This window comes from Rhizobium sp. PK7-22 (assembly GCF_056530405.1).
On record NZ_CP096513.1, the window covers coordinates 806,485 to 826,574 of the forward strand.

23 protein-coding genes and 2 pseudogenes are annotated in these 20,090 nt (G+C 58.6%); 15 read left to right on the top strand and 10 right to left on the bottom strand.

The window, feature by feature from the left end; translation table 11 throughout:
• Positions 1 to 118: 118 nt before the first annotated feature.
• Together M1E10_RS04045 and M1E10_RS04050 are read right to left on the bottom strand one after the other, a co-directional pair.
• Positions 119 to 352, bottom strand: coding sequence for a DUF6894 family protein (locus tag M1E10_RS04045; protein WP_499172835.1), 234 nt, complete (start codon positions 350 to 352; stop codon positions 119 to 121).
• 9 nt (positions 353 to 361) lie between these two features.
• Positions 362 to 1,189, bottom strand: coding sequence for a Crp/Fnr family transcriptional regulator (locus M1E10_RS04050; protein WP_499172836.1), 828 nt, complete (start codon positions 1,187 to 1,189; stop codon positions 362 to 364).
• A gap of 466 nt (positions 1,190 to 1,655) precedes the next feature.
• On the opposite strand from M1E10_RS04050, the gene M1E10_RS04055 reads away from it, so the two are divergent.
• The 5 genes and pseudogenes from M1E10_RS04055 to M1E10_RS04075 all read left to right on the top strand — a co-directional run.
• The gene (locus M1E10_RS04055) at positions 1,656 to 2,048 is read left to right on the top strand and encodes a DUF1236 domain-containing protein (protein ID WP_499172837.1); all 393 of its coding nucleotides are present in this window, start codon (positions 1,656 to 1,658) and stop codon (positions 2,046 to 2,048) included.
• Positions 2,049 to 2,263: 215 nt separating this feature from the next.
• Complete coding sequence (locus M1E10_RS04060) at positions 2,264 to 2,527, top strand: DUF2188 domain-containing protein (RefSeq protein ID WP_499173472.1); 264 nt, start codon at positions 2,264 to 2,266, stop codon at positions 2,525 to 2,527.
• Positions 2,528 to 3,145: 618 nt separating this feature from the next.
• Positions 3,146 to 3,343 (top strand): hypothetical protein, encoded by a 198-nt coding sequence (locus M1E10_RS04065; RefSeq protein WP_499172838.1) that lies wholly within the window; start codon positions 3,146 to 3,148, stop codon positions 3,341 to 3,343.
• A gap of 390 nt (positions 3,344 to 3,733) precedes the next feature.
• Positions 3,734 to 3,856, top strand: a pseudogene (locus tag M1E10_RS04070) (BA14K family protein); the annotation flags it as partial.
• 201 nt (positions 3,857 to 4,057) lie between these two features.
• Positions 4,058 to 4,162, top strand: a pseudogene (locus M1E10_RS04075) (BA14K family protein); the annotation flags it as partial.
• 570 nt (positions 4,163 to 4,732) lie between these two features.
• Here the strand turns inward: M1E10_RS04075 and M1E10_RS04080 are convergent.
• Entirely contained in the window at positions 4,733 to 5,356 is a 624-nt protein-coding gene (locus M1E10_RS04080) for a hypothetical protein (protein ID WP_499172839.1), read from the bottom strand.
• Between the two features lie 136 nt (positions 5,357 to 5,492).
• Here M1E10_RS04080 and M1E10_RS04085 point away from each other — a divergent pair, with 136 nt between their 5' ends.
• Positions 5,493 to 5,771, top strand: a complete 279-nt coding sequence (locus M1E10_RS04085; protein ID WP_499172840.1) for a DUF6894 family protein — start codon at positions 5,493 to 5,495, stop codon at positions 5,769 to 5,771.
• 494 nt (positions 5,772 to 6,265) lie between these two features.
• On the opposite strand, the gene M1E10_RS04090 is transcribed toward M1E10_RS04085, so the two are convergent.
• Both M1E10_RS04090 and M1E10_RS04095 read right to left on the bottom strand, forming a co-directional pair.
• A complete protein-coding gene (locus tag M1E10_RS04090) occupies positions 6,266 to 6,619 on the bottom strand; it encodes a response regulator (RefSeq protein ID WP_499172841.1) in 354 nt (117 codons plus the stop codon).
• 45 nt (positions 6,620 to 6,664) lie between these two features.
• Positions 6,665 to 8,107 (bottom strand): ATPase domain-containing protein, encoded by a 1,443-nt coding sequence (locus tag M1E10_RS04095; RefSeq protein ID WP_499172842.1) that lies wholly within the window; start codon positions 8,105 to 8,107, stop codon positions 6,665 to 6,667.
• Between the two features lie 35 nt (positions 8,108 to 8,142).
• Here M1E10_RS04095 and M1E10_RS04100 point away from each other — a divergent pair, with 35 nt between their 5' ends.
• Positions 8,143 to 9,006, top strand: a complete 864-nt coding sequence (locus tag M1E10_RS04100; protein ID WP_499172843.1) for a PAS domain S-box protein — start codon at positions 8,143 to 8,145, stop codon at positions 9,004 to 9,006.
• A 460-nt stretch (positions 9,007 to 9,466) separates the two neighbouring features.
• On the opposite strand, the gene M1E10_RS04105 is transcribed toward M1E10_RS04100, so the two are convergent.
• The 5 genes from M1E10_RS04105 to M1E10_RS04125 all read right to left on the bottom strand — a co-directional run bounded on the left by M1E10_RS04105 (position 9,467) and on the right by M1E10_RS04125 (position 15,320).
• Complete coding sequence (locus M1E10_RS04105) at positions 9,467 to 9,913, bottom strand: DUF421 domain-containing protein (RefSeq protein ID WP_499172844.1); 447 nt, start codon at positions 9,911 to 9,913, stop codon at positions 9,467 to 9,469.
• A gap of 7 nt (positions 9,914 to 9,920) precedes the next feature.
• Complete coding sequence (locus M1E10_RS04110; RefSeq protein ID WP_499172845.1) at positions 9,921 to 10,589, bottom strand: hypothetical protein; 669 nt, start codon at positions 10,587 to 10,589, stop codon at positions 9,921 to 9,923.
• 204 nt (positions 10,590 to 10,793) lie between these two features.
• Complete coding sequence (locus M1E10_RS04115; protein ID WP_499172847.1) at positions 10,794 to 12,794, bottom strand: hybrid sensor histidine kinase/response regulator; 2,001 nt, start codon at positions 12,792 to 12,794, stop codon at positions 10,794 to 10,796.
• 336 nt (positions 12,795 to 13,130) lie between these two features.
• Positions 13,131 to 14,789: a sensor histidine kinase gene (locus M1E10_RS04120; protein ID WP_499172848.1), complete on the bottom strand. Its 1,659-nt coding sequence runs from the start codon at positions 14,787 to 14,789 to the stop codon at positions 13,131 to 13,133.
• Between the two features lie 126 nt (positions 14,790 to 14,915).
• Positions 14,916 to 15,320: an MgtC/SapB family protein gene (locus M1E10_RS04125; protein ID WP_499172849.1), complete on the bottom strand. Its 405-nt coding sequence runs from the start codon at positions 15,318 to 15,320 to the stop codon at positions 14,916 to 14,918.
• A 215-nt stretch (positions 15,321 to 15,535) separates the two neighbouring features.
• Between M1E10_RS04125 and M1E10_RS04130 the strand changes: the two genes are divergently transcribed.
• The 8 genes from M1E10_RS04130 to M1E10_RS04165 all read left to right on the top strand — a co-directional run bounded on the left by M1E10_RS04130 (position 15,536) and on the right by M1E10_RS04165 (position 20,029).
• The gene (locus M1E10_RS04130; protein ID WP_499172850.1) at positions 15,536 to 16,504 is read left to right on the top strand and encodes a hypothetical protein; all 969 of its coding nucleotides are present in this window, start codon (positions 15,536 to 15,538) and stop codon (positions 16,502 to 16,504) included.
• Between the two features lie 192 nt (positions 16,505 to 16,696).
• Positions 16,697 to 17,008, top strand: coding sequence for a hypothetical protein (locus M1E10_RS04135; protein ID WP_499172851.1), 312 nt, complete (start codon positions 16,697 to 16,699; stop codon positions 17,006 to 17,008).
• 3 nt (positions 17,009 to 17,011) lie between these two features.
• Positions 17,012 to 17,635, top strand: a complete 624-nt coding sequence (locus M1E10_RS04140) for an exopolysaccharide biosynthesis protein (RefSeq protein ID WP_499172852.1) — start codon at positions 17,012 to 17,014, stop codon at positions 17,633 to 17,635.
• Positions 17,636 to 18,048: 413 nt separating this feature from the next.
• Positions 18,049 to 18,291 carry a hypothetical protein gene (locus M1E10_RS04145; protein WP_499172853.1) on the top strand — a complete coding sequence of 81 codons (243 nt, stop codon included), beginning with the start codon at positions 18,049 to 18,051 and terminating at the stop codon, positions 18,289 to 18,291.
• Positions 18,288 to 18,485, top strand: a complete 198-nt coding sequence (locus M1E10_RS04150) for a hypothetical protein (RefSeq protein ID WP_499172855.1) — start codon at positions 18,288 to 18,290, stop codon at positions 18,483 to 18,485. Before M1E10_RS04145 ends, M1E10_RS04150 begins: the two co-directional genes overlap by 4 nt.
• 379 nt (positions 18,486 to 18,864) lie before the next feature.
• Entirely contained in the window at positions 18,865 to 19,068 is a 204-nt protein-coding gene (locus tag M1E10_RS04155) for a hypothetical protein (RefSeq protein WP_499172856.1), read from the top strand.
• A gap of 344 nt (positions 19,069 to 19,412) precedes the next feature.
• The gene (locus tag M1E10_RS04160) at positions 19,413 to 19,649 is read left to right on the top strand and encodes a DUF982 domain-containing protein (RefSeq protein WP_499172857.1); all 237 of its coding nucleotides are present in this window, start codon (positions 19,413 to 19,415) and stop codon (positions 19,647 to 19,649) included.
• A 188-nt stretch (positions 19,650 to 19,837) separates the two neighbouring features.
• The gene (locus M1E10_RS04165; protein ID WP_499172859.1) at positions 19,838 to 20,029 is read left to right on the top strand and encodes a CrpP-related protein; all 192 of its coding nucleotides are present in this window, start codon (positions 19,838 to 19,840) and stop codon (positions 20,027 to 20,029) included.
• Positions 20,030 to 20,090: the final 61 nt, after the last annotated feature.

A 20,090-nucleotide genomic window follows, 5' to 3' on the forward strand; every position in this document is an offset into this window, starting at 1 on the left:
AAGCAATGCCCAGACAATGAGCCATCAGGTTAGAGCGTGCCATAATCTATCTTAGAATTGTACGGTTCTGACATTGAGGCCGAAGCCGGCGGCACTGGCTTTCTCTGCGCATCGAGGATCAAGACGCGATTGCGACCACCGTGGTCAGCTCCACCGTCAGAACGAGATTGCCAGTCTCTCCCATCACCCGGATCGCAAGACATCGCCCGTTCCAGAGGGTGTCGTCTTCGGCCATCATTGTCGCGGCTGTCTTCACTGCCAGCGGAAGAACCAGATCATCGGATGCGACTTCTGTCCCGACCTCGTCCAGATAGTTGAGGTCATGATGGATATGGAAGAAGTAGCGCGCCATCACACTCGCTCAAAGGTTCTTGAACAGAGACGTTGCTCCATCTACGGCCCGTCCGACAACGCTCCGCTCCGTCTTTGAAACAAGGTCGCCAGCTCGATCTGCGACCTCGCTATCCCGCCTCTCCGTACGGTTGAGGTGCAGATAACCGGACTCGTAATTGGCAGCTTTGCGCAGGCGCTGCGTATCCAAAATGGTGAGGACTTTGTTCTTGAACTCGATCAACCCAGCCGCACGCAGGTCCTGCAATGTCTTGTTCACGTGTGGAGGGGTGAGCCCTGTCGCATCTGCAAGGTCATCCTGCGTAATCGGAAACGAAAAGCTATCGTCCGTGGTTTCACTCACGATCCTGTGGCGGATAAGCATCTCGTAAAACAGGTGCGCGATCTGCTCTCGCGCATCTCTTCGACCGTGATCGATGATCCATTCTCGCAGGATTCCGGAATCGACCATCGTGCCCCACCAGAGTGCCTTGGTGATGTTCGAGGATTCAGTCAGCAGTCCTTTGATCACTTCGGCAGGAATAAGAACGCACGTTGAATCTGTCATGGCGATGATGTCGTGGTCCATGGCTCGCAGGACGAACACCTCGACGTCGCAGAGGTCTCCTGGCACGAGGAAAGCCATGATCTGACGCCGGCCGTCAGGCAGGATCTTTGAGCGGGCGGCCAGCCCAGTTAGCAGCAGATGGATGTTGCGGACTTCCTTGCCCTCTTCAATGATGACCTCACCACGGGAAGACGTCGTGGTCGGGTAGCTGAGAAGCTGGTCGAGGCGCTGTCGGTCGTTCTGATCGAACCGGATGAACTGCTCGAGTTTCATTGTCAGCGAGTTTGCCATGAGCAACTTCCTCCAAAGGAGGGAACGCCACCGACGCCAAGAGTGTTCCAAAATGAGAGCCATGGCTTCGGAAGGTCATAAAACCTTCTTGAAAGCTGCAAGCGCGATGATGCGGTGCAGTTCCTGGTCCACCGGTGCAGCTCGAGATTCTCGACCAATCTCGGCGGGAGACTGCCGGGAGCATCGCCTCAGCTCCAGCACAGTCACCGGAGCCGTTGGGAGGTGAGTGATGAGTAGCATGAGCTCCAGGAGCTACTAAAGATGTTGGCCATCCAGGCGGCACTGCATGGCAGGCTTTGCTACGAGGGTCTACTACCTCGACCAGCTAAAGGCTGCCGTGGCGGTCTCATCCAGTAGCAGTCTGGCGATATGCGCGTCACAGAAGTGTCAGACCTAAGTCCTACGAAGGAACGTGATGGACCCCACCCACGTTCAATGGCCAGCCACAACCAAAAAGGAGATGGCCATGAAGACAATTATCATTGCAGCGGCGTCAGTCGCGATGTTTGCCACCAGTGCTATGGCGCAGGAAGGCACCACGAGTGGTATGGTCGGCGGCGCTGCTACTGGCGCAATCGTGGGCGGCCCAGTCGGTGCGGCCGTCGGCAGCATTGCCGGGGCGGTAATTGGTTCGGCGATCGATCCGCCACCGGAACAGGTTGTCACCTATGTCCGTGAACAGCCCGTGCCGGCCCAGCCTATCGTGGTCGAGCAGGAGATCGCCGTGGGTCAGGCCCTGCCACAGACGGTGGTACTGACGCCTGTTCCTGAGGCCCCCCAGTATGCCTACACCTACGTCAATGAGCGCCGGGTGATCGTGAACCCGCAGGACTATACGGTCGTACAGGTTCTCGACTGATCTAAACACAGTGGAGGAGAGGATTCGAACACCCACTTCCAGGCTGTCAGGAGTACACTTCTCCTCCCGAGCGCCAGATTGGCGGCATCCCTCCTCCTAGTCGTCGATCTCTATCAAGCCCGGTGCACATCCGTACCGGGCTTTTACAGTTCAGCGGCACAGGAACCCCGGTGGATGCCAACCGTTAGCTTTCGACGGAAGGATAACCAGACATGATGGCACGGTACAAGATCGTCGAACATGACGGCGGGTGGGCTTACAAGCTCGGGGACGTTTTCTCTGAAACCTTCCCGACGCACGATGCGGCTTTTGCGGCAGCACGACAAGCAGCAGCGCGACAGCAGATTGGCGGAGACGCCTGCGAGATCAACTATCAAGATCGTTCTGGCCAGTGGCGAGACGAGCATGTTGACGGCGGCGAGAGGCCAGATACTGAGGTCGTTGACGATCCTGAAGCTAGCGGCACGCGATTGCCCTGATTGAAGATGGGAGGCGGCGACACGGACGACACCGCCTCTGTTCCTTGAGGAAACAACCTCCGGGAGGTCCTCCCAATCGAACGATATAAACGTTGGCGTCGAAATCAAGGAATTCTGATGGTCGCAGTAAACCGGCAGGCGTTGAGGGTCTGGCACAATTGCATCGGCCACGAGGTCGGATGAGCTTTCTGCCTTGACAAAAATCCGCTGCTTCCCCCGGCTCTTCTTACTAAGAGTGTCTAAGCGGGGGATCGGCGGAACTTCAACCCAATGTCGCGGTTACAACCGTGAGCGTACGATCTCCTGTATCCTCTTGCGCTCCGGAACGCGCGGCTCTTTTCGCTGACGCGGGTCGTGCGTTCCGACCTATTCCGGCCGCTATCAGACCAAAGTCAGTCGCGCATCGCCGAAACATCGCGCTATAATAGGTTTCACATGATGGACGACAACCACCCGGTCTGGCGGAGATCGCGCTTCAGCTAGCGCAGCTAGCGTCTGCCCTGGTCGATTTGGCCAAGCAACCGCTCGATGGGACTGTCGCGCTGGTCGAGGATCATACGGAGAGCCCGCCAGAATGCCCTTCATCGTAGGTTCATCTGACTTGCGGAGTATAACCCCATGAAGATGCCCGAACGCCGACCCAATCACATCTCGCCCGCCGAGCTCCAGATGCTTCAGCGCGTTTTCGACAGCGCCTGCGATCGCAGAGACATCGCGAAAGCCGGCCGGGACCGAGAAGACATGGCCGCAACGATTGTCAGCCTATTTGAAAACGGCCTTTGCGAAGAGCATCAACTGGTTGCCCGGTTGCTGTAGCGAAACCTTCTCCGTTTATGGGAACCGGCGCTCACAGTAGGCATTGTGCCTGCAGGCCAAATGTGGAGCGCAAAAATGAAGACGGTCCTTGCAGTCTCGGGCGGGCTAAGCCTGTCTGTCGCAGCATTTGGGGGAGGTCTATTGGCGGCAACGGTCTTTCTCTCCGCTGGGGAAGAAAACAAAGGTCTGGCTAGCGCCGATACGACCGATCTTTGGACGAACCACCCGGTAAAGGTCGACCAAGCACGAAAGGACCTCGACCGCCTTCCCAGTCGTGATGCTCCCCCGGAACGGGACGTAGCTGTTAATGACGAAACGTCCCTCGCTCATCTCAGCGAAAATGCTGCCCTGGACATGGCCGACACTACTCCGGCCGAGGTAGACCCTAACATGACGGGCTCCATTGCCCCTGATCAAGAGACCACAGCGGCAGCAGATCGCAACGAGCCGTTGCTGAGCGAAGCGCACCTTGAGTGGTGTTCATCGCGATATCGGTCGTACCGCCCCCGAGACAACAGCTACACGCCCTACAGTGGTGGCCGCAGGCAATGCGAGTCCCCCTTCTCCGCAGGCTCTATGTCTAACGACGTAGCCTCTGCGGACGCAGTCTCACCGCTGCCAGCAGAGTCAGACCGCTTTCCTGAAGAAATCGCCGCTCAAGACGACCGCGAGGTCGAGCAAGCCGCTCTCGAGGGCAGGCCCACCAGCTATGGCACGTCGGAGCATGCGGAATCTTGCTTCGCTCGTTACCGTTCATATCGGCCTGAAGACAACACCTACCAGCCCTACCGCGGCGGTCCTCGCCGTCAGTGTCAGTAGGCCGTCCGTCCGCGCTTCCGGCGTAGACTGCACCGCCGCACCGTCTGATAGCCGGTAGGCGAGACCTTACGGGCTGGCGCGGCTGGGCTACATCAAGCCTGCAGTGGCCTAACGGTCCTCGCAGTGCGGGTAGAAGAAGTTTTCAATCGAGGCTGTCACTGGTTTGGTCCCGCAAGGTTAGACAGGCGCATCCTGATCGATACCTGGAGCTTCGACTGGGGCATGGAGCAGCTGTTGAAGAATGCGCCTCGTGCGGGTTCAACGAGATCTACATCCATAACGTGTCGCGTGACCAGATCGGGTTTCTGAACTTCATGAAGCTGGATGTCTTTCCATCGCTCTCATGAGTAACGTGGCTCTTGCAGGCACGTTTAAGATTGAAAGGAACATCCGGCAGCCATTAGTCAGGGGAGCCGATCTTCATCGTCTAGCTCCCGCTGTGACCTGCCTAGCCGTCCATGGTCACTTGAGCGGTCGGAAATCCTAATCGGCGGTTGGCGCGACGGACTGGTAGCTCCGAGCCGACGTAAATGAGCATGAGGCCCGGGTAGCAAGGCCATCGGCCGATCCTTATTCAAGGTGGGCTAGCATCGAGTAGATGCGCCTTCGCTCGCGAGGCGATCGTATCTGATGCGTGTCCGGCGTCTCGGCCCTGAGTTTCCAGTGACCGTCCAGCCACGTCGCGCGAAATTTACGTCTGGCGCCGATCAACAGGTTTTCAGACGCGTAATCCGCGAGGATTGTGATCTCTACGAAGATTGGACTTGACGATTTCAATGCGTCGACATCGTGCCCTGTGCGCCGGCATACGCTCGCAATGAGATAGTCAAAACTTCCGAGGGACGTATAGTGGGAAGGCGGCAGGGTACCTTGATAGGTCCGCAGTTTCGGATCAGGATTGTCGCTCTCCCCATCGCGGGGTTCAAAGTCGGTGACCGCTGTGGCCAACCGTTTTCCCCCGCATTCCAATTCAACCAGGACGCTTTCCACGTAGATCGCGTCCGAGCTCATGTTGCTAACAAAACAGGCGGCGTCCAGTGATGAACCGGCCGCCCGGTTGATCACGATCTTCGGTAACGTCTGCCGCCGAAAGCTCCTCAGGAAAACCTGCAGGTACACGACCCAAATCAGAACCATCGACCAATTGGCGATAAGGTTCAAAAGGTCGCTGTTCGCGGAGATCAGTTCAAACATGAGATGCAAAGCTCGTTGCGCAGTTGAGGCAAGAACGCTGCAGCGTCCCAATCGTTTCGCAGCAAGCGGCCCGAGGTTCACTTATGGCCGATCAGCGGCCTGAGGATCATTTCATGCCCAGCAGTATCAAGCTGACATGAAATCCTCGCCGGAACGCCTATCCTATTCCGCAAACTTTGGCCGAGCCACGACAGGTCAGCATCGCTGCTGCTTGGAACAGTTGCCATTCGTCGGTACTTGGACGCAGGGCTTCTATGGAGACCGCATTCCTGGGTCCTACTTCCATGTCCGTGGGCACGACGCCATTGAGAAAGACCCGGAGGGAGCTGAATTTCCTTCCCTCGCCGATGCTCATGAAGCTGTCCGAGCCGCTCGGGAGATCCTGGCGGAGAAGGTTCTGCCAACGAGGTGTTAGACGGACAACGCTTCCAGATTATGGACGAGGACGGAACCGTCCTTCGCGAGGTTCCACTCAAGGCGTTTTCCGCTCGAATAGGGTCATCTGCAGAGCCACCGGCGTCATCCCCCGATCGAAAGTGGCGATCAAAGCCACAGCGGAGTTTTTGGCCGGAGGCGGCGCGTGCTGCCCGGCATTGATCCGCGATTGTGAAATCGGCCGAGCATCTGTCAGTCTTCCAGTGGATGACACCAGCCAAGCTATCGTCGCTCGCCTTACCGCGACCCCTTCGTTACAACTCCCTCTCCACGCCAAATTCGGGTGCTTGACAACCTCTTGATCGCCTGACTGGCTGATCTGGAGATAGGTGCCGGCGGCTAGCTTCAAGCTGTCGAGCATCAGCAGTGACCGAAAATGCTAACCTTTAGCCGTGTCCCCAGATCAGTGATAGCGCCTCTCACGAAACTCGTTGGCCTGCAGCACCTCCAGCAGAAACCGTCCGACCGCAGCACTCAAGACTTGCCGACCAAAGCACCTTCCACCGCCTTGAGGAGCCGGGTCTCGTCATACGGCTTATCGAGCACGTCATCGAACATGTCAGGATGGGACCGTCCGATGCTCGCCTGTGCGCCACTCACCAGGATAATGGGGATGGCGGAGAGCTCCTCATCTGCCCGCAAGGCCTGTGCGAGTTCCAGCCCGGTCATGACCGGCATCATGAAATCAGTGATGACGAGGTCCGGCCGTCTCTCCTTCACGAGCGAAAGTGCCGCCTGCCCGTGTGGCGCAGCGGCCACTTCGTGGCCAGCGTCTTCAAGCATGATGCTCAAAACATCAGCTATCAGAAACTCATCTTCCGCAATCACGATTATGGCCATGTCAGATGCTCTCGTTTCCTCGACATGACGCGGTCACGTTGGAAGGGGCGTTGCCAGTCCTGTAGCGGCATTGACAACGGGTGGAAGCGGAACATCGATCCTTAAGCCCGTGTTCCCGAAGCTGACTTCGTGGATCGCAGGATCGAAGGCGCTGTCTCTGACTTTCAGGACCGACAGCGCCTTCTTGTATCGAGACTCCGCCTCGATGTGGCGTAGCATGACAAGATTATCGATCAGGCTGGACAGTTCCGATCCTGGTGCCGTCAGCGTCGGCCCGAAAAGGTCGCGGAGTTCCCAGGTGGCTATGGTCGTGACCCCAAGTCCTCGCAGTTCATTGGTCAGAGCGGAGAAGAATTCGGTCATCCGCGGCTGATAAACGGCCGCGCGTTGAAAGCCGCCCAAGCCATCAAGGAAAAGCCTCTTCACCTTGCGCCGTCTGACCGCCTGAAGAAGCTGGTGCCCCAGCTTGTCCAACAGGTTCTCGGTCATGGGCTCCCAGATGATTTCCAGGTCACCCGCCTCAATAGGACCGTCAATGTCCACTCCCAGCGCCCTAGCCTTTGCCCGGAGGCGGGTGGGGGTCTCATAGAACCCGAAATGAAGTGCCGGTTCATCTCTGCTGGCCTTGGCCAGGAAACCAAGGCCGATGGCGGTCTTGCCTGCGCCTGAAGGTCCGAACACCAAGGTCACAGAACTTGCTGGCAGCCCACCGCCCAGCAGTTCGTCCAGTCCTTCGACGCCTGAAGCTACTGCCGCCAACGAAGGCTCATCCTGGGTAGATGGACTTCGAAGTGCCGCCTCAAGGCGAGGGTAAGCGGTGAAGCCGGATGATGTGATCTCGAACTGGTGGAGCCCTCCCAGCGCGGGGCTCCCTCTAGACTTCTTCACCTGAAGCCGCCTGACCGAACGTACGCCCGGGACTTCCTCGTGGAGTTCGATGACACCATCAACCATAGTGTGTTCCGGGCTGTCGTCCGCAAACCTGGTGCTGGTCAGGAAGAGCACGCTGCATCCTACGAAGGCTGCCTGGCTCTGAATTTCCGCAACAAAAGTCTTAACATCAAGCGGGGAGTCTGCCCGGTCTCTGGCATTCAGCAGTCCGTCGAAGACCAGCAGTGTCGCGCCTTGCCGGGCGATCTCCTTGCGCACCAGCTCGACAACGGCGGACAGACCACTATCACGAAGCGTTTGGAAGACGCTCACATAGGATAACGTCACTCCAAGCTGACTGCGGTCGAAGAAATCGAGTGTCCCCAGCACCTGGAAGAGCCGATCATGGGTCTCCGCCAGGAGCGTTATGTACAGAACCTTGCGTCCTGCCCCGACGTTCGCAAACGCGACTTGGTTGGCCAGAATCGTCTTGCCCGCCCCTGGCTGCCCCTGAACTATGTAGGACGCACCTTCGATGAAGCCGCCGCCCAGTATCTGATCAAGGCCGCTCACGCCGCTGATGATCCTCGGAAGAGATTGTGTCACTTGGATTTCCCGCCTGTTCCCCGCACTACACTAGGGTGGCGAGCCTGTTTTGCAACGGCCTTTGCCTATCTTTCCCCCGGCGCCAAATCTATGTACTGCTTTATTCATGCAATCAGCGACAAGGGCACAAGACTGATGACATCTTCGCCCGGCATCCGGATGTGAGTGCGGCTTCTCCCGAGGCTGGTGAGAGACGCGTCGCCGGCGCAAGCGCGCTGGCTGTCGCACCTTACGATCCCAAAGAGCTACTGGCCTCAATCGTTGAATCTTCGCAAGACGCGATCATCAGTAAGACGATCAACGGTATCATAACGAGCTGGAACCGCGGTGCCGAACAGCTCTTCGGTTATCGGGCCGAAGAGGTCGTTGGAAAGCCGATCACGATCCTTATTCCGGAGGATCGACTGGATGAAGAACCTGCCATTCTTGCAAAGCTCCGCGCTGGTCAGAAGGTTGATCACTTCGATACGATACGTCGGCGAAAGGACGGCTCGCTCCTCGACATTTCGCTGACGATCTCGCCAATAAGAGACAGTGACGGCACCATTGTCGGTGCTTCCAAGGTCGCTCGCGACGTCTCCTCCAGAAAGCGCGAAGAGGAGCGGCAACGCCTGCTTCTGGGAGAAATGCACCACCGGGTGAAGAACCTGTTTGCTCTCACCAGCGGCTTGATCACTATGGCAGCGAAATCGGCGGTATCGCCAGAAGAGTTGGCCGACTCGATGAGGCAGCGGCTTTCAGCACTGGCAGCGGCTCACGATCTGACTTTGCCTAGCCTCGACGGCCGCAAGACCACGACGAGCGCGCGACTCTGCATCAGTTGCTGGAAAAGGTCGTGGCTCCCTACCAGGACGAATCCCAGCAGCGCATTTCTATATCGGGTCCTGATTTTCCTGTAGCCCAGGGCCACACCACCAAAATTGCGCTCCTATTCCACGAACTGGCCACCAACGCCGCCAAATACGGCGCGTTGTCGCTCCGCGACGGTCGGGTAGCCATCACGACCAAGGCCGTTGATGATCAGATCAATCTTGCCTGGAAGGAGACAGGCGCCCCCACAGGCTCGGAGCAGAAGTCCTCGCCAGGGTTCGGGACAAGACTGATCGACTCTATTGCCAGAGGATTTCCCGCCACCGTGAGCAGGGAGTGGGGATCGGATGGATTGTGCGTCACATTTGAGGTCGCCGTTCGTACTCTCCAGCCGGGAAGTTCTATCGATCCAGATTGAGGGCGGGGCGATATGGCAGGTGCGACACCCTTCACCGTCCTGGGTGATCCCCAACACCTCTGCGTTCAACACTTGTCTCCGACCTGCCGGTGCGTCGGGAGAGCAAATTGTCTCTGGTCGATGAAGAGGTTCTACGTCTCGGTTGGGATGATGCTTATGTTGCCGTCGGCTTCCAGAATGGCAAACTTGATCTGCGTAAGCTGCTCCAATCCGTGCTGCTGCCGGGCAGCAACAAGAATGTCCTCCAGGTTGACCCGCGCCTTGTGCATCGCGCGCCTATCAGGCTCGCCCTTGGAGATCAGGACAGTTGGAGCGCCGTCCAGGAAGAGCGCAAGCCGAGGAAACCAATCCTTCAAGTAGGATAACATGATGTCGAGTGAAAACAGCAGGATGATGAGCAGGAAGGAGTTCGTCAGAGAAAAGTCATCCCCGAGAAAAGCCTGCTGCGTCGTCTCGGCAACAACCAGAAGAAGGACGAAGTCGAAAGGTGTCACCTGCGCCATTGTCCTGCGGCCGGAAAGGCGAGTCACCAACAGCAGGAACAGAAAGACAGCGGTGCCTCGGATCACGGTTTCCATTGCATCCTCATGGCCAGATCCAGGTCCACAGCGTTTGTTCGGATCCCGCGATATTTGCGGCGAACTCCGCCTTCCCAGCATGCTTCGGCTTGATCGTGAACATGACTCTCCTTTCTCCGCTGGAAGTTGCTCTGAAATGGAACTCCTCTCGTTGATCATCGGCCACAACTTCGGACGGTCTCGGTTGCACGTCTTCAATTGAGAAGCTGGAAAGGAATCCTGAACCCAGGCTCATCACGACCGGGCCCTTGTAGGAGGGAGGGAAAATCACCTCCATCTCCGTCGGTCGCTCCCACCGCGCCGTCAAAGGATAGTGTACCTCCGCTCCGCCAATCGTGGTCTTCGCTGACGAAAACCATCCTCCCGCGCCCGCAAAGCCCATTGCGGCAGCTACGGTGACGACGCCGAATAACACCCACGCCACCCGTTCGAGCTTCCAGAACCATTGCTGAAAGCCCCGGTGCTCATTTAGCTGTAATCCATCCTCGCGGACGTCCTTGTCGGTCTCCATTGTCATTCCATACATCTTGGTCAGGCGAGGGACGCTACCGATTGAGAGACTTGCGAACCGGCTATATCTGTCCGGGACGATGATCGGCTGCCTCTGAAACAGGCTCCGGTGATATACAGCAGAAACGGCGGTCACAACGGGATGTTCCACTTCATCGAAGAGCAACGGTTACTTCCTCAATGATAGGGAGCCAGTCAGGCTATTAGCAGGAGGTTCGCCCAGGTTGCCAACTCGACGCCATACATCCGAGTGGAACCCAGGTGGCTCTCTATTGCCGTCGTCTGCTGGGCGTATCCTCAGGTACCGGATGCCGTTCAAGGCGGCACTCTTCGGAGGATCTCGTCGGTTCTTCCCGGAGCATCCATCTTCTCATGTGGCCTTCAAGGGTATGACGTTCCTGGAGCTGATAGCAGCCTTTGCTTTTGCGAATGCCTCGGCAAGTTCCTCCGTCTTGAACGGCTTGGCCACGACCGGCCGGCCCAGATCAGATCCGTTCTCCAATTTGTCACTATAGCCTGTCATCAACACCACCGGCAGGCGCCGGTCCGTCTGCGCAACTTTTTCTGCCAGCTCAATTCCCGACATGCCCGGCATCATGATGTCGCTCAGTACTGCTTCTAGTTCAGGGCGCTGCCGCAGCGCTCTGAGGGCCTGATTGCCGTCCGATGCAGTCACGATATCGGGTATCAACGTCTCGAGTGACAGACGGACAGACTCCAGTGACGACGGTGTATCGTCGACGATCAAAATCGAGCGAGGAAGTTTGTTGACCGTCGCGTCGGGCACGTCTTGAGCGGGTCTCTCCTCGCCTGATCTTGGAAGCAGGATTGTAAAGGCACTCCCACGGCCTGGAAGACTTGCCGCTCTTACCGATCCTCCGCTTCCTTTGGCAAAGCTATGAACCTGGGTCAGCCCTAGACCCGCGCTGCCATTTTTCTCGGAATAGAACGGCTCGAATACTCGCCGAAGTGCATCGGCGGTAATTCCTGTCCCGGTGTCCGCCACAGTGATCGCCACGAACTCGCCACGCAGCTCCGGATCCTCCGCCCGGCCATCAGCGACGTTTCTCGTCGATATCCGGAGCTCGCCCCCAGTCGTCATTGCTTCCCTTGCGTTGGTTGCAAGGTTGATGAGCGCGATTTCAAGCGCTGCCGGATCGGCATGAACGGACCAGGTCTCAGGCGCCACGTCTGTCACAATCACGATCGAATCGTTCGCTGCTTGCTGGAGAAGAGGGAGAGCTTCGGCAAGCTTGACATCCAGTTCAATACGTTCGGCGCCTTGGTTCGACCGCCGGGAGAAGGAAAGGAGGCGCTGGGTGATCGTCTTGCCTCTCGCAACTCCGCTCGCCATATGCGCCAAAAGCTGCGTAACTCGCTGCTCGTCGTGCCGCCGCCTCGAAATGCCATCGACGCCGGATTGGAAGACCATCAGGAGATTGTTGAAGTCGTGGGCCGCCTGCCCGGTCAACTTACCGAGTGCGTCCATTCGCTGCCAGTTCGAAATTGTCTCGCGCTCTCGATTCCTGGCGCGGGCTTCACGCAAGAACAGTAGAGCAGCTGATCCAGACAACAGAAGGGTAAAGCAACTAGCGCCAGCAAGGAGCAGCGATGCCTTCTGCGAGAGAGCCTGATATTCAGATACCGGGAGACCGACCCTCACCGTCCAAGGAGTGCCTTGAAGAGCGATCTCTGCGACGCGCAGCTCCAAACCGTCATTGAGCAGACCCGAGCCGAATCCCGATCCCGAAAAAGTAGCAAAGGCTGCGGCCTCACCGCCGGCCAATGCTGGTGCACCTGTTGAGGTGACCAGGCGACCTCGGCCGTCCACGACCCAGGCGGCCCACGATGGCGGCAGGCCGTTTACATAGAGAAGATCGGTGATGATGGTCGGCTGAATGACGGCAGACAGAACCGCCCTCACCCTATCGCCTCTTGTAATTGGCACCCTCACTGCGAAGCCCGCATTTCCGAGCGGGCCAACGGCGATGTCGCCGACGACAGGCGTGCCGTCTCGGACGACGATCTCATGACTTGGTAGGTCGACAATGCGTGCCTCGGTGCCGTCCTTGATCGGTGGCACCGCCAAGAGGACAACGCCTTCTTTATCAGATATGCGAACTTGCTCCCATTCGGGGATCCGTTCTCTCATCCGACGCACGATTTCCGTGAACGGCCTTCTCGATATCGGTGGGTCCAAGCGAGGCGATTCCGCGACGATCGTCAACAGCTTGACTTGAGAGTCCAGTTCCCGCTGAAGCGCTGCGGCCATGATGCCGGCCCGATCGCGCACCTCATCATCTAGATCTCTCTGTTGTTCCTGGATGAAGAAACGTCCAACGACCGCCGCCAGGACGATGACCGGAATCAAGGAAGCGATCAGAAGAAGGAGCGCGGGCCGGGTTCTACTCAATATGCACCTGGAGAGTTCAAACGTCCGATGTAGCACTTATCCTCATATCCTGCAGCTGCAACACCTATCGAAATCACGGCTTCGTGAGGAAGGGCGCGCTCCTCCGGAAGCGGCTCAACGGGAGCTCTTCTGACACGCGTTCGGCGCAGCAGGCGAGCGATTAGCCTGCCGCAGCTCGATCTGCAGAGGCCTGCTGATAATGGGGGCATCAAAACACGATTGCCCGAAACGTATCTTTGGCGAGAGAGAGGCCATCGCGTACCTGTGGACATCCCAATTCGCCACAGAGTGAAGCTAGAGCGTTGCCTTCTCATCGGTAGAGGACGGGTCTTGCACGTTTGCCTGAAGGGATACGAGTGGCGCCCTGACGACGCAGTTCAGTCCCTCCGGGAGGTAGCGGATTTCCACAGAGCCTCCGAACTCGTGGGCCAATAGCTTTTCCAGCATTGTGGAGCCGAAACCCCTTGTTGCCGGTGCTACGACAGTGGGACCGCCCGTCTCATTCCAGGAAAGACTCAACTCAGACGCTTCCGCAGAATCGACCTTCCATGAGATTGCTACCTTCCCGCCCTCGGTCGAAAGGGCTCCGTATTTCGCGGCGTTCGTAGCTAGCTCATGAAGCGCCATTGCAAGGCTCAAGGTCGCCCGTGGCGACAGCGGGATGTCCGGTCCCGCCAGAATAAAGCGATCTCCGGGCGCCCTTTCAAACAGGCCCACTGACGAGGTCACCACTTGCTTCAGGTTGGCCGCGGCTGCTTCCCCGAGAAGTAGCTGCTGAGCATTGGCGACACTGCTGAGTCGGCCGAGAAAAGCCTTGAGCACATCCGGAGGCGTCTCCTTACGCAGTGTCTGCATCGCAATAGCCTGAATGGTCGCCACCATGTTCTTCATTCTGTGGCTGAGTTCCTGCATCAGGAGATGCCGATGCGCCTCTGCCTCGTCCCGCGCCTTGCGGCCCTCGTTCAGCTCGTCCATGTACATGTCGAACTGGGCGCCAAGCGCCTCCAGTTCCCCATGCCCTGAAGTCATGCCTGTTCGGGCGGTGTCGTCCCCTGCTCGTCTGGCGGCCAGCACCCTCTGGATCCGATCTACCGGCCCCTTCAGGAGCGTCGCCCCCAGCAGCCATGCCAGAAGAAGGGCACCCACGGTGCTGCACAGGGCGATCACCGCCGCTCTTGTGGATCCCGCAGTGATTTCCGCGAATGCTTCCTCTACTGAAAGCCCGACGCTCACATAGATGCCGTTCGGCCGAGCGCCGGCGGGAACATAGCCGAGGATTCTTATCGTCCCGTCCTGGCTGGTGACTTCCATGCTCCCGGGCTCCGGTGCGGTGACGAGATGAAGAAATGCTTGCGGTATCCGGGTGCCGACGAACTGCTCCGGTAGCGGCTCGCGCGCGATAATCATCCCATCGCGGTCGGCCAAGGTGAGGGAGCCGTCCCGCGTCAGTTGCCTCTCCCGCAGAGTCCGTCCAAGCCAGTCAAGATCCAGACCAGTTGCGACCACCCCGATCGCACTCCCTTCATCATCCAAGATTGCCGTCGCAAGCGGCAGGCTTTTCTTACCCGAGTAGCGGCTCGTAGCGTATTCGCCGATAATCAGCTGTCCTGGTGAGGCAAGGGCAGCCTTGAAGTAAGACCGGTCGGCCACCGTAGTCGCGCTTGTCAGCTGGTCGGAGCGGCACCTCATGACGCCGGCCCTGTCGAATACGCCGATGGCCGTGAACTGTGGCGTCACGCTCTTCAAGCGGGCAAGATAGGAATAGCACCGTTCCGATTGAAACGAGGCAACCGAGGGCGCCGTCGAGATCGCTTTCAAGGTACCTTCAGCGCCTGATGCCAGCCGTTCCATTTCAAGAGCCGCCTGCTGCGCCGTAGCCAGGGCAAGTTCGTTGATTTCCGCCTTGCGCGCCGCACGGAGGCTGAACTCGTTATACCCCAGCACGCCCAGCATCGGCAGAAGGCCGACAGCAGTAATGGCAAAAATCCGCCGTCCCAGTGTTATGCGCATGCTTTCCCCAGCCAGACTGGCTCCAGCGCAATCCGATCGCCATTACAGTAACCGAAACGTAGCACCAGACTAGCCTGATTTGCGGTCTGTATCGGAGAACTTTGGCAGGATCAAAGGCATGGCTGCGAGAATGATCAAGACGATGGCCGTCGACAGGACCGCGGTTGCTTCCAATCCGAGACCCGCGATCACACCAATCCCGGCTGTCGCCCAGATATTGGCAGCCGTCGTAAGTCCTTCTATCTGGCGCTGAGCAGACCGGACCATGATGGCGCCGGCGCCGAGGAAGCCTATACCCTGGACGATCCCCTGCAATACGCGCGACAAATCTCCGATCTCCATGCCGCTCTGCAGCGGACCTATGACGAACAGCGCGGCACCGACGGCCACCAGCATATGGGTCCGCACGCCGGCGCTTCTCCCCTTGCGCTCGCGCTCGTATCCCAGGATACCCCCGAGCACCGCTGCGATCACGAGGCGCACCGTGATGAGTGTTATGGTAGACAGATCTGGTACGTCTGAAAATTCACTAACGAGCGTCGACCATATTTCCTCTCCCACGGCAGCACCTCTCTTCCCGTTTGTGAAACTAGTAAGCCGAGGGAGTGCCCAAATCTGCGCTGGCAAATTCCCGTCAAAGGCGCGAATCCGTAAAGCCCCGCCGTCTATTCTTGGAAAGTAGTGTTACCATGAAACGAGATCGCCAGCGACTAGAGCGTTACGACGCATCAACATCGACCTACACGATTATGCAGATCACCGACGAGGATCGCCAATCGCGGGTGACGCTGGAAGATGGCGAGACGTATTTTATGGCTCGCCTACGCATCGACCGGGGGCACCGTCATGTCGAGGCTGATGGCAAGGTACGCTACACCTTCGAGCATATTCCAGACGACGCGGGCGGCGAGGTCCATGTCTACTCCAAGTTCGGAGAAGTCGATATCGACACCTTTCGTGGCGGCGAGTTTTCGGAGCTGCTGAAGTGGGACCGTCATATGCTGGTCTTCGACGACCGCACTGGAATCGTCGGGGAGCTGCGCGGAGACAACCATATGATCATCCCGCGACAAATGCTGATGACGGGATCGGGCGACGAGGCTCAAAAGGGCTTCAAGTGCGAGTGGGCCACATTGGTTGGGGACGAGCTCATCGTCGGCTCCCACGGAAAAGTCCGCCAGGAGGAATGGATCAAGCGCATCGGGCCCCAGGGCTACACCGTCACGAGCGAGGACTGGAGCCATGTCTACAGTCGCATGCGTGAGGCTCTGGGCGTCGGAGAGACGGGATACGTTGTTCACGAGGCGGCCGAATGGCATCCTTATCGCGAGCGCTGGTACTTTTTTCCGCGCAAGGTATCGAACGCGGCGTTTCACGAGCCAACGGACGAGCGCGAGATGGGCAACAACCTGCTCATCGAGGCGGACGCATCCTTCGAAAATATACAGGTTCGCGCGGTCGGAACCCGCATCCCCGAACGAGGTCCGTCCTCAATCAAGCTAGTGCCGGGCCACCCCGACGAGTTCATCTACATGAAATCCGTCGAGCTCGGCGGCAAGACCCAGAGCTGGATCGGCGCGGCCGACGTGATGGGCAACCTGCTGGCGGACGAGGAGAAGCTGGGAGACTTCAAGTGCGAGGGCATCGAGTTCGTTTGAACGTTTCTCAAGGGCGCAGGCGACCCAATGGGCGATGCTGGAGGGGCGTCGCCAGGAGTACTCGACCCCTTGAACAAGTGCATCGCGTAGCCAGATGTACCATGACCCGCTGGTCCGGGCCCCTTCGGCAGCTTTCGGCGCTATCGCGATGCGGACCGTTCCGACGTCTGCCGAATCAAAGAGGAGTTCTTCATGATTTCCGACATCGCCGCCTGGCTATTCGCTTTATTCGTGGTCGATCCCATCCATGCGGAGATCCGTCAACGGGTGGAGAGGGCAAACCTGCCCGTGCAGGCGGTCCAGCAGTCCCAGCAGTGCCTTGCCACACACGGGCCTAGGCTTCTCCAGCAGGCGGGAGAGGATCCGGTCTGGGCTGTCGGCACTGCGATCGGTGTCGCAACTGGCTGGACGTCGCCGGTACAGCTTCTGAACATCAACGATCCCGACTGCCAGGTTCTCGCGGGGCTGCTTGCGAACGAGGGCCGAGAGACCGTGGGAGGTTGACATATGGCAGGCGCCGAAAGGCTTGCTGGATGCTCCGGCGGCGTCGCCTCGGCGACGCTCCGCAGACTCGCCGATGAAGCCCATGCGCGTGACGGACTAACCGTCGGCGAGGCGCTTCAAACAATGGGCCAGTCCGGCTTTGGCTTCGTCATGCTGCTCCTGTCGCTGCCGGCGATGATCCCGATACCCGGCCCGTTCGGCTTGGTCTTCGGATCCGCCCTTGCAATTGTCGCCCTGCAGTTCGCTTTCGGCGTCCGGTCTCTCTGGCTCCCGTCGCTCCTTCGAAACCGTCGGATATCCGCCCGCGCTTTCGGATCTCTACAGCGTTATGCTTCTCCCATGCTAAGTAAGATCGAGCGACTTGTCCGGCCAGGCAGGATGAAGGCGCTGACGGGGCGCCGGCTGCCCTATATCCTCGCCCTGCCCGTCTTCGCGCTGGCAGTCGCCGTAGCGCTTCCCATTCCCTTTGGAAACGTCGCACCGGTCGCTGCGATCTGTGTCATGGCGATCGGCCTGGTCGAGAGGGACGGTCTGCTGGTGATGCTGGGATTGCTGTTGACGCTGGTCGCGCTTTCCATAACGGTTGTCCTTCTTCATGGTGCGGCCTCCCTCCTCGCGTTGATCTGATGCGACCGCGCTTTACCCGAGCGTTCGCCCTCCCCCACTTCTGGGGTAGATCCATGTTGATTGTGAATGTGACTATGGCCCCCGTGGCGTATTGTTTCATTAGTTGACGTAGACAGCGCTCCACGTCTCCGACGAGTCTCCTAACAAACGCGCATTTTCCTAGCCTCGGCGCCCAGCCCTGGGCGGGATTGGAGCAGCGAGTTTCGGGCGTAACAAGTGCCTTGGACGAAAACGAAGGCAGATGCGAGTGGCAGAACCCAATCTGCACGGAAAGCAGGCTCCTCGCTGTTCTGTCCGCACTCAGAACACACATCATCACAATCAGGAGAGGAAAACCCGGCGACCGACAAACCTGTGATAATGTTACCTTGCGTTAAAGAAAGGGAAGCGACACCAATGGAGGAGTAAAAGCCATGAGCTACAATGAAAAACGCGACTATCAACCATCCGAGGCTGTGTGGTTCTGGTCTTGCGCCGGTTGCCTCGTAGCGACCTTGATCATCGGGTTCACTTGGGGCGGCTGGGTGACTAGCGGAACAGCTGCCGAGATGGCTGCTGAAGCGGCAGAGGATGCGAGAACTGAGGTCGCAACGGCAGTTTGCGTAAACAAGTTCGTCAACAGCGCCAATGCCAACGCTCATCTTGCCGCGCCATGAACATTGCCGAACGCCGACCCAATCACATCTCGCCCGCCGAGCTCCAGATGCTTCAGCGCGTCTTCGACAGCGCCTGCGATCGCAGAGACATCGCGAAAGCCGGTCGGGACGGAGAAGATATGGCCGCAACGATCGTCAGCCTGTATGAAAACGGCCTTTGCGAAGAGCATCAATTGGTTGCCCGGTTGCTGTAGCGAAACCTTCTCCCGTTTGAGGGAACCGGCGCTCAAAGTAGGCATTGTTCCTGCAAGCCAATGCGGAGCGCAAAAATGAAGACGGGAAGTCGGCAGGGTACGTTCACGTCATTGGGTCAGCGTTCGCAACGTCCCTGCCCGATGACGAACTTGTACGGGCACGAAAGTGGAATCGGAGCAGACGCCGGTGCTGCCTCTCCTGCTCGATGAGGCATGAACACTCCCGACGGAGGATCTATCCGTCTCCCCGCGGGGGTGGCAGGTAGCAAAATACGTTTCCGGTGCCGCTTCCGCATGCCGCCGAAATGATCTACTTACCGGCTGCTTGGTAAAGTGATGGGAACCGCGGATCAGCGCGCCGAGACTAGGGGATAGCAAGTTGACGGGCCAAAACATTGTACGGATGGAAAAGGCTCTTAGCATCGCTCAGGCTGGGTTGCGTGAAGCCAGGAATGCCGGGTTCAGCGGCGCCGATGAAGCGCTCGCCAACGTGAGCAAGGCGCTGCGAGGTGAAGCCGCTACGCCACTTGATAAATCTATCGAGGCCGTGCTCAGCAAACTGGCCAGCCTCGCGTTGCGCTAGCGGTGCTAGTGTGGAAGGCGACCGAAGAGCGACATAGCCGTGTCCCTCGGTATCAGCGGGCGGCCCCTCTCGGACTGTTGGCACCGCCACTTGGCCGCGGCCCATAAGGAGATGGACGACGTGGAGCTGTTGCCGCCTCCCCCGCGCCGGATGATTGGCGGCTTTGCCTCGACCAGCAATACGCGACCGCCAAAACGGCCACGAACCGCCCGCTTCCGGAGATCTTTTACGGGTTTAGGTCTGGTTGCCTCCTCGCCACTGTACGGGATCGGACAGACGATAGTGGTTATAGACTCTTCCTCAGACAGCGCTAGATTAGGCTCGTCACGACTGGGAGGAATGTGATGGGACAAATACCTTGGGAGAAAGCTGTGGTCGTCACCTTGCCAGGGGGCGGCCATCAAGAGGTGAAGAACGCGTTCGAGGCGTTGGCACTCTTAACTGACGGATGGCCTACGATGGCAGGGCGTCATTTTATCGCCGCCAGATCATCGTGCCGAGCGGTGTTAGACAACCGCCTAGCACCCGAGCAGGCCCGTCTGTCATTTGAGGGAGCCGCGCAAGAAGCCAGCCTTTTGTAGCTAGTCCACCGGAACCGGCCTTCACACGAGCACATGTGGCGCCTGGGGAAGCTCTCTGATCAGTTCCTAAGCAAGGCACCCCACCAACATTGACGCTTGGATCATCCAGCTCCGCTCTAGCCTGGTGTTTTAGCCCTGCCTCATGGAAGCAGGCATCGCGGTAATCTGTCGCTGTTTATGAGGGCTTGATGTGCGACATGGAGATCATCCTGGACTGGCAGCAGCGCGGTGTGACCGCTCGCATTCTGGGTCTTTTCCCCACAGAGAACCCGCTACTGAAGCACCGGCCAGCGCGCGGGGACAAGACCTTCGACGACTGGCGACAGAAAGTCGATGCCTGGAGCTTCGGCTGGGACATCGAGGACGCGATGCGGACTTAGCCGGTCGGCTCCCTTCCTGCTTTGGCGATCTACCTACGCTCGTGCTATGCGTTACATGCAC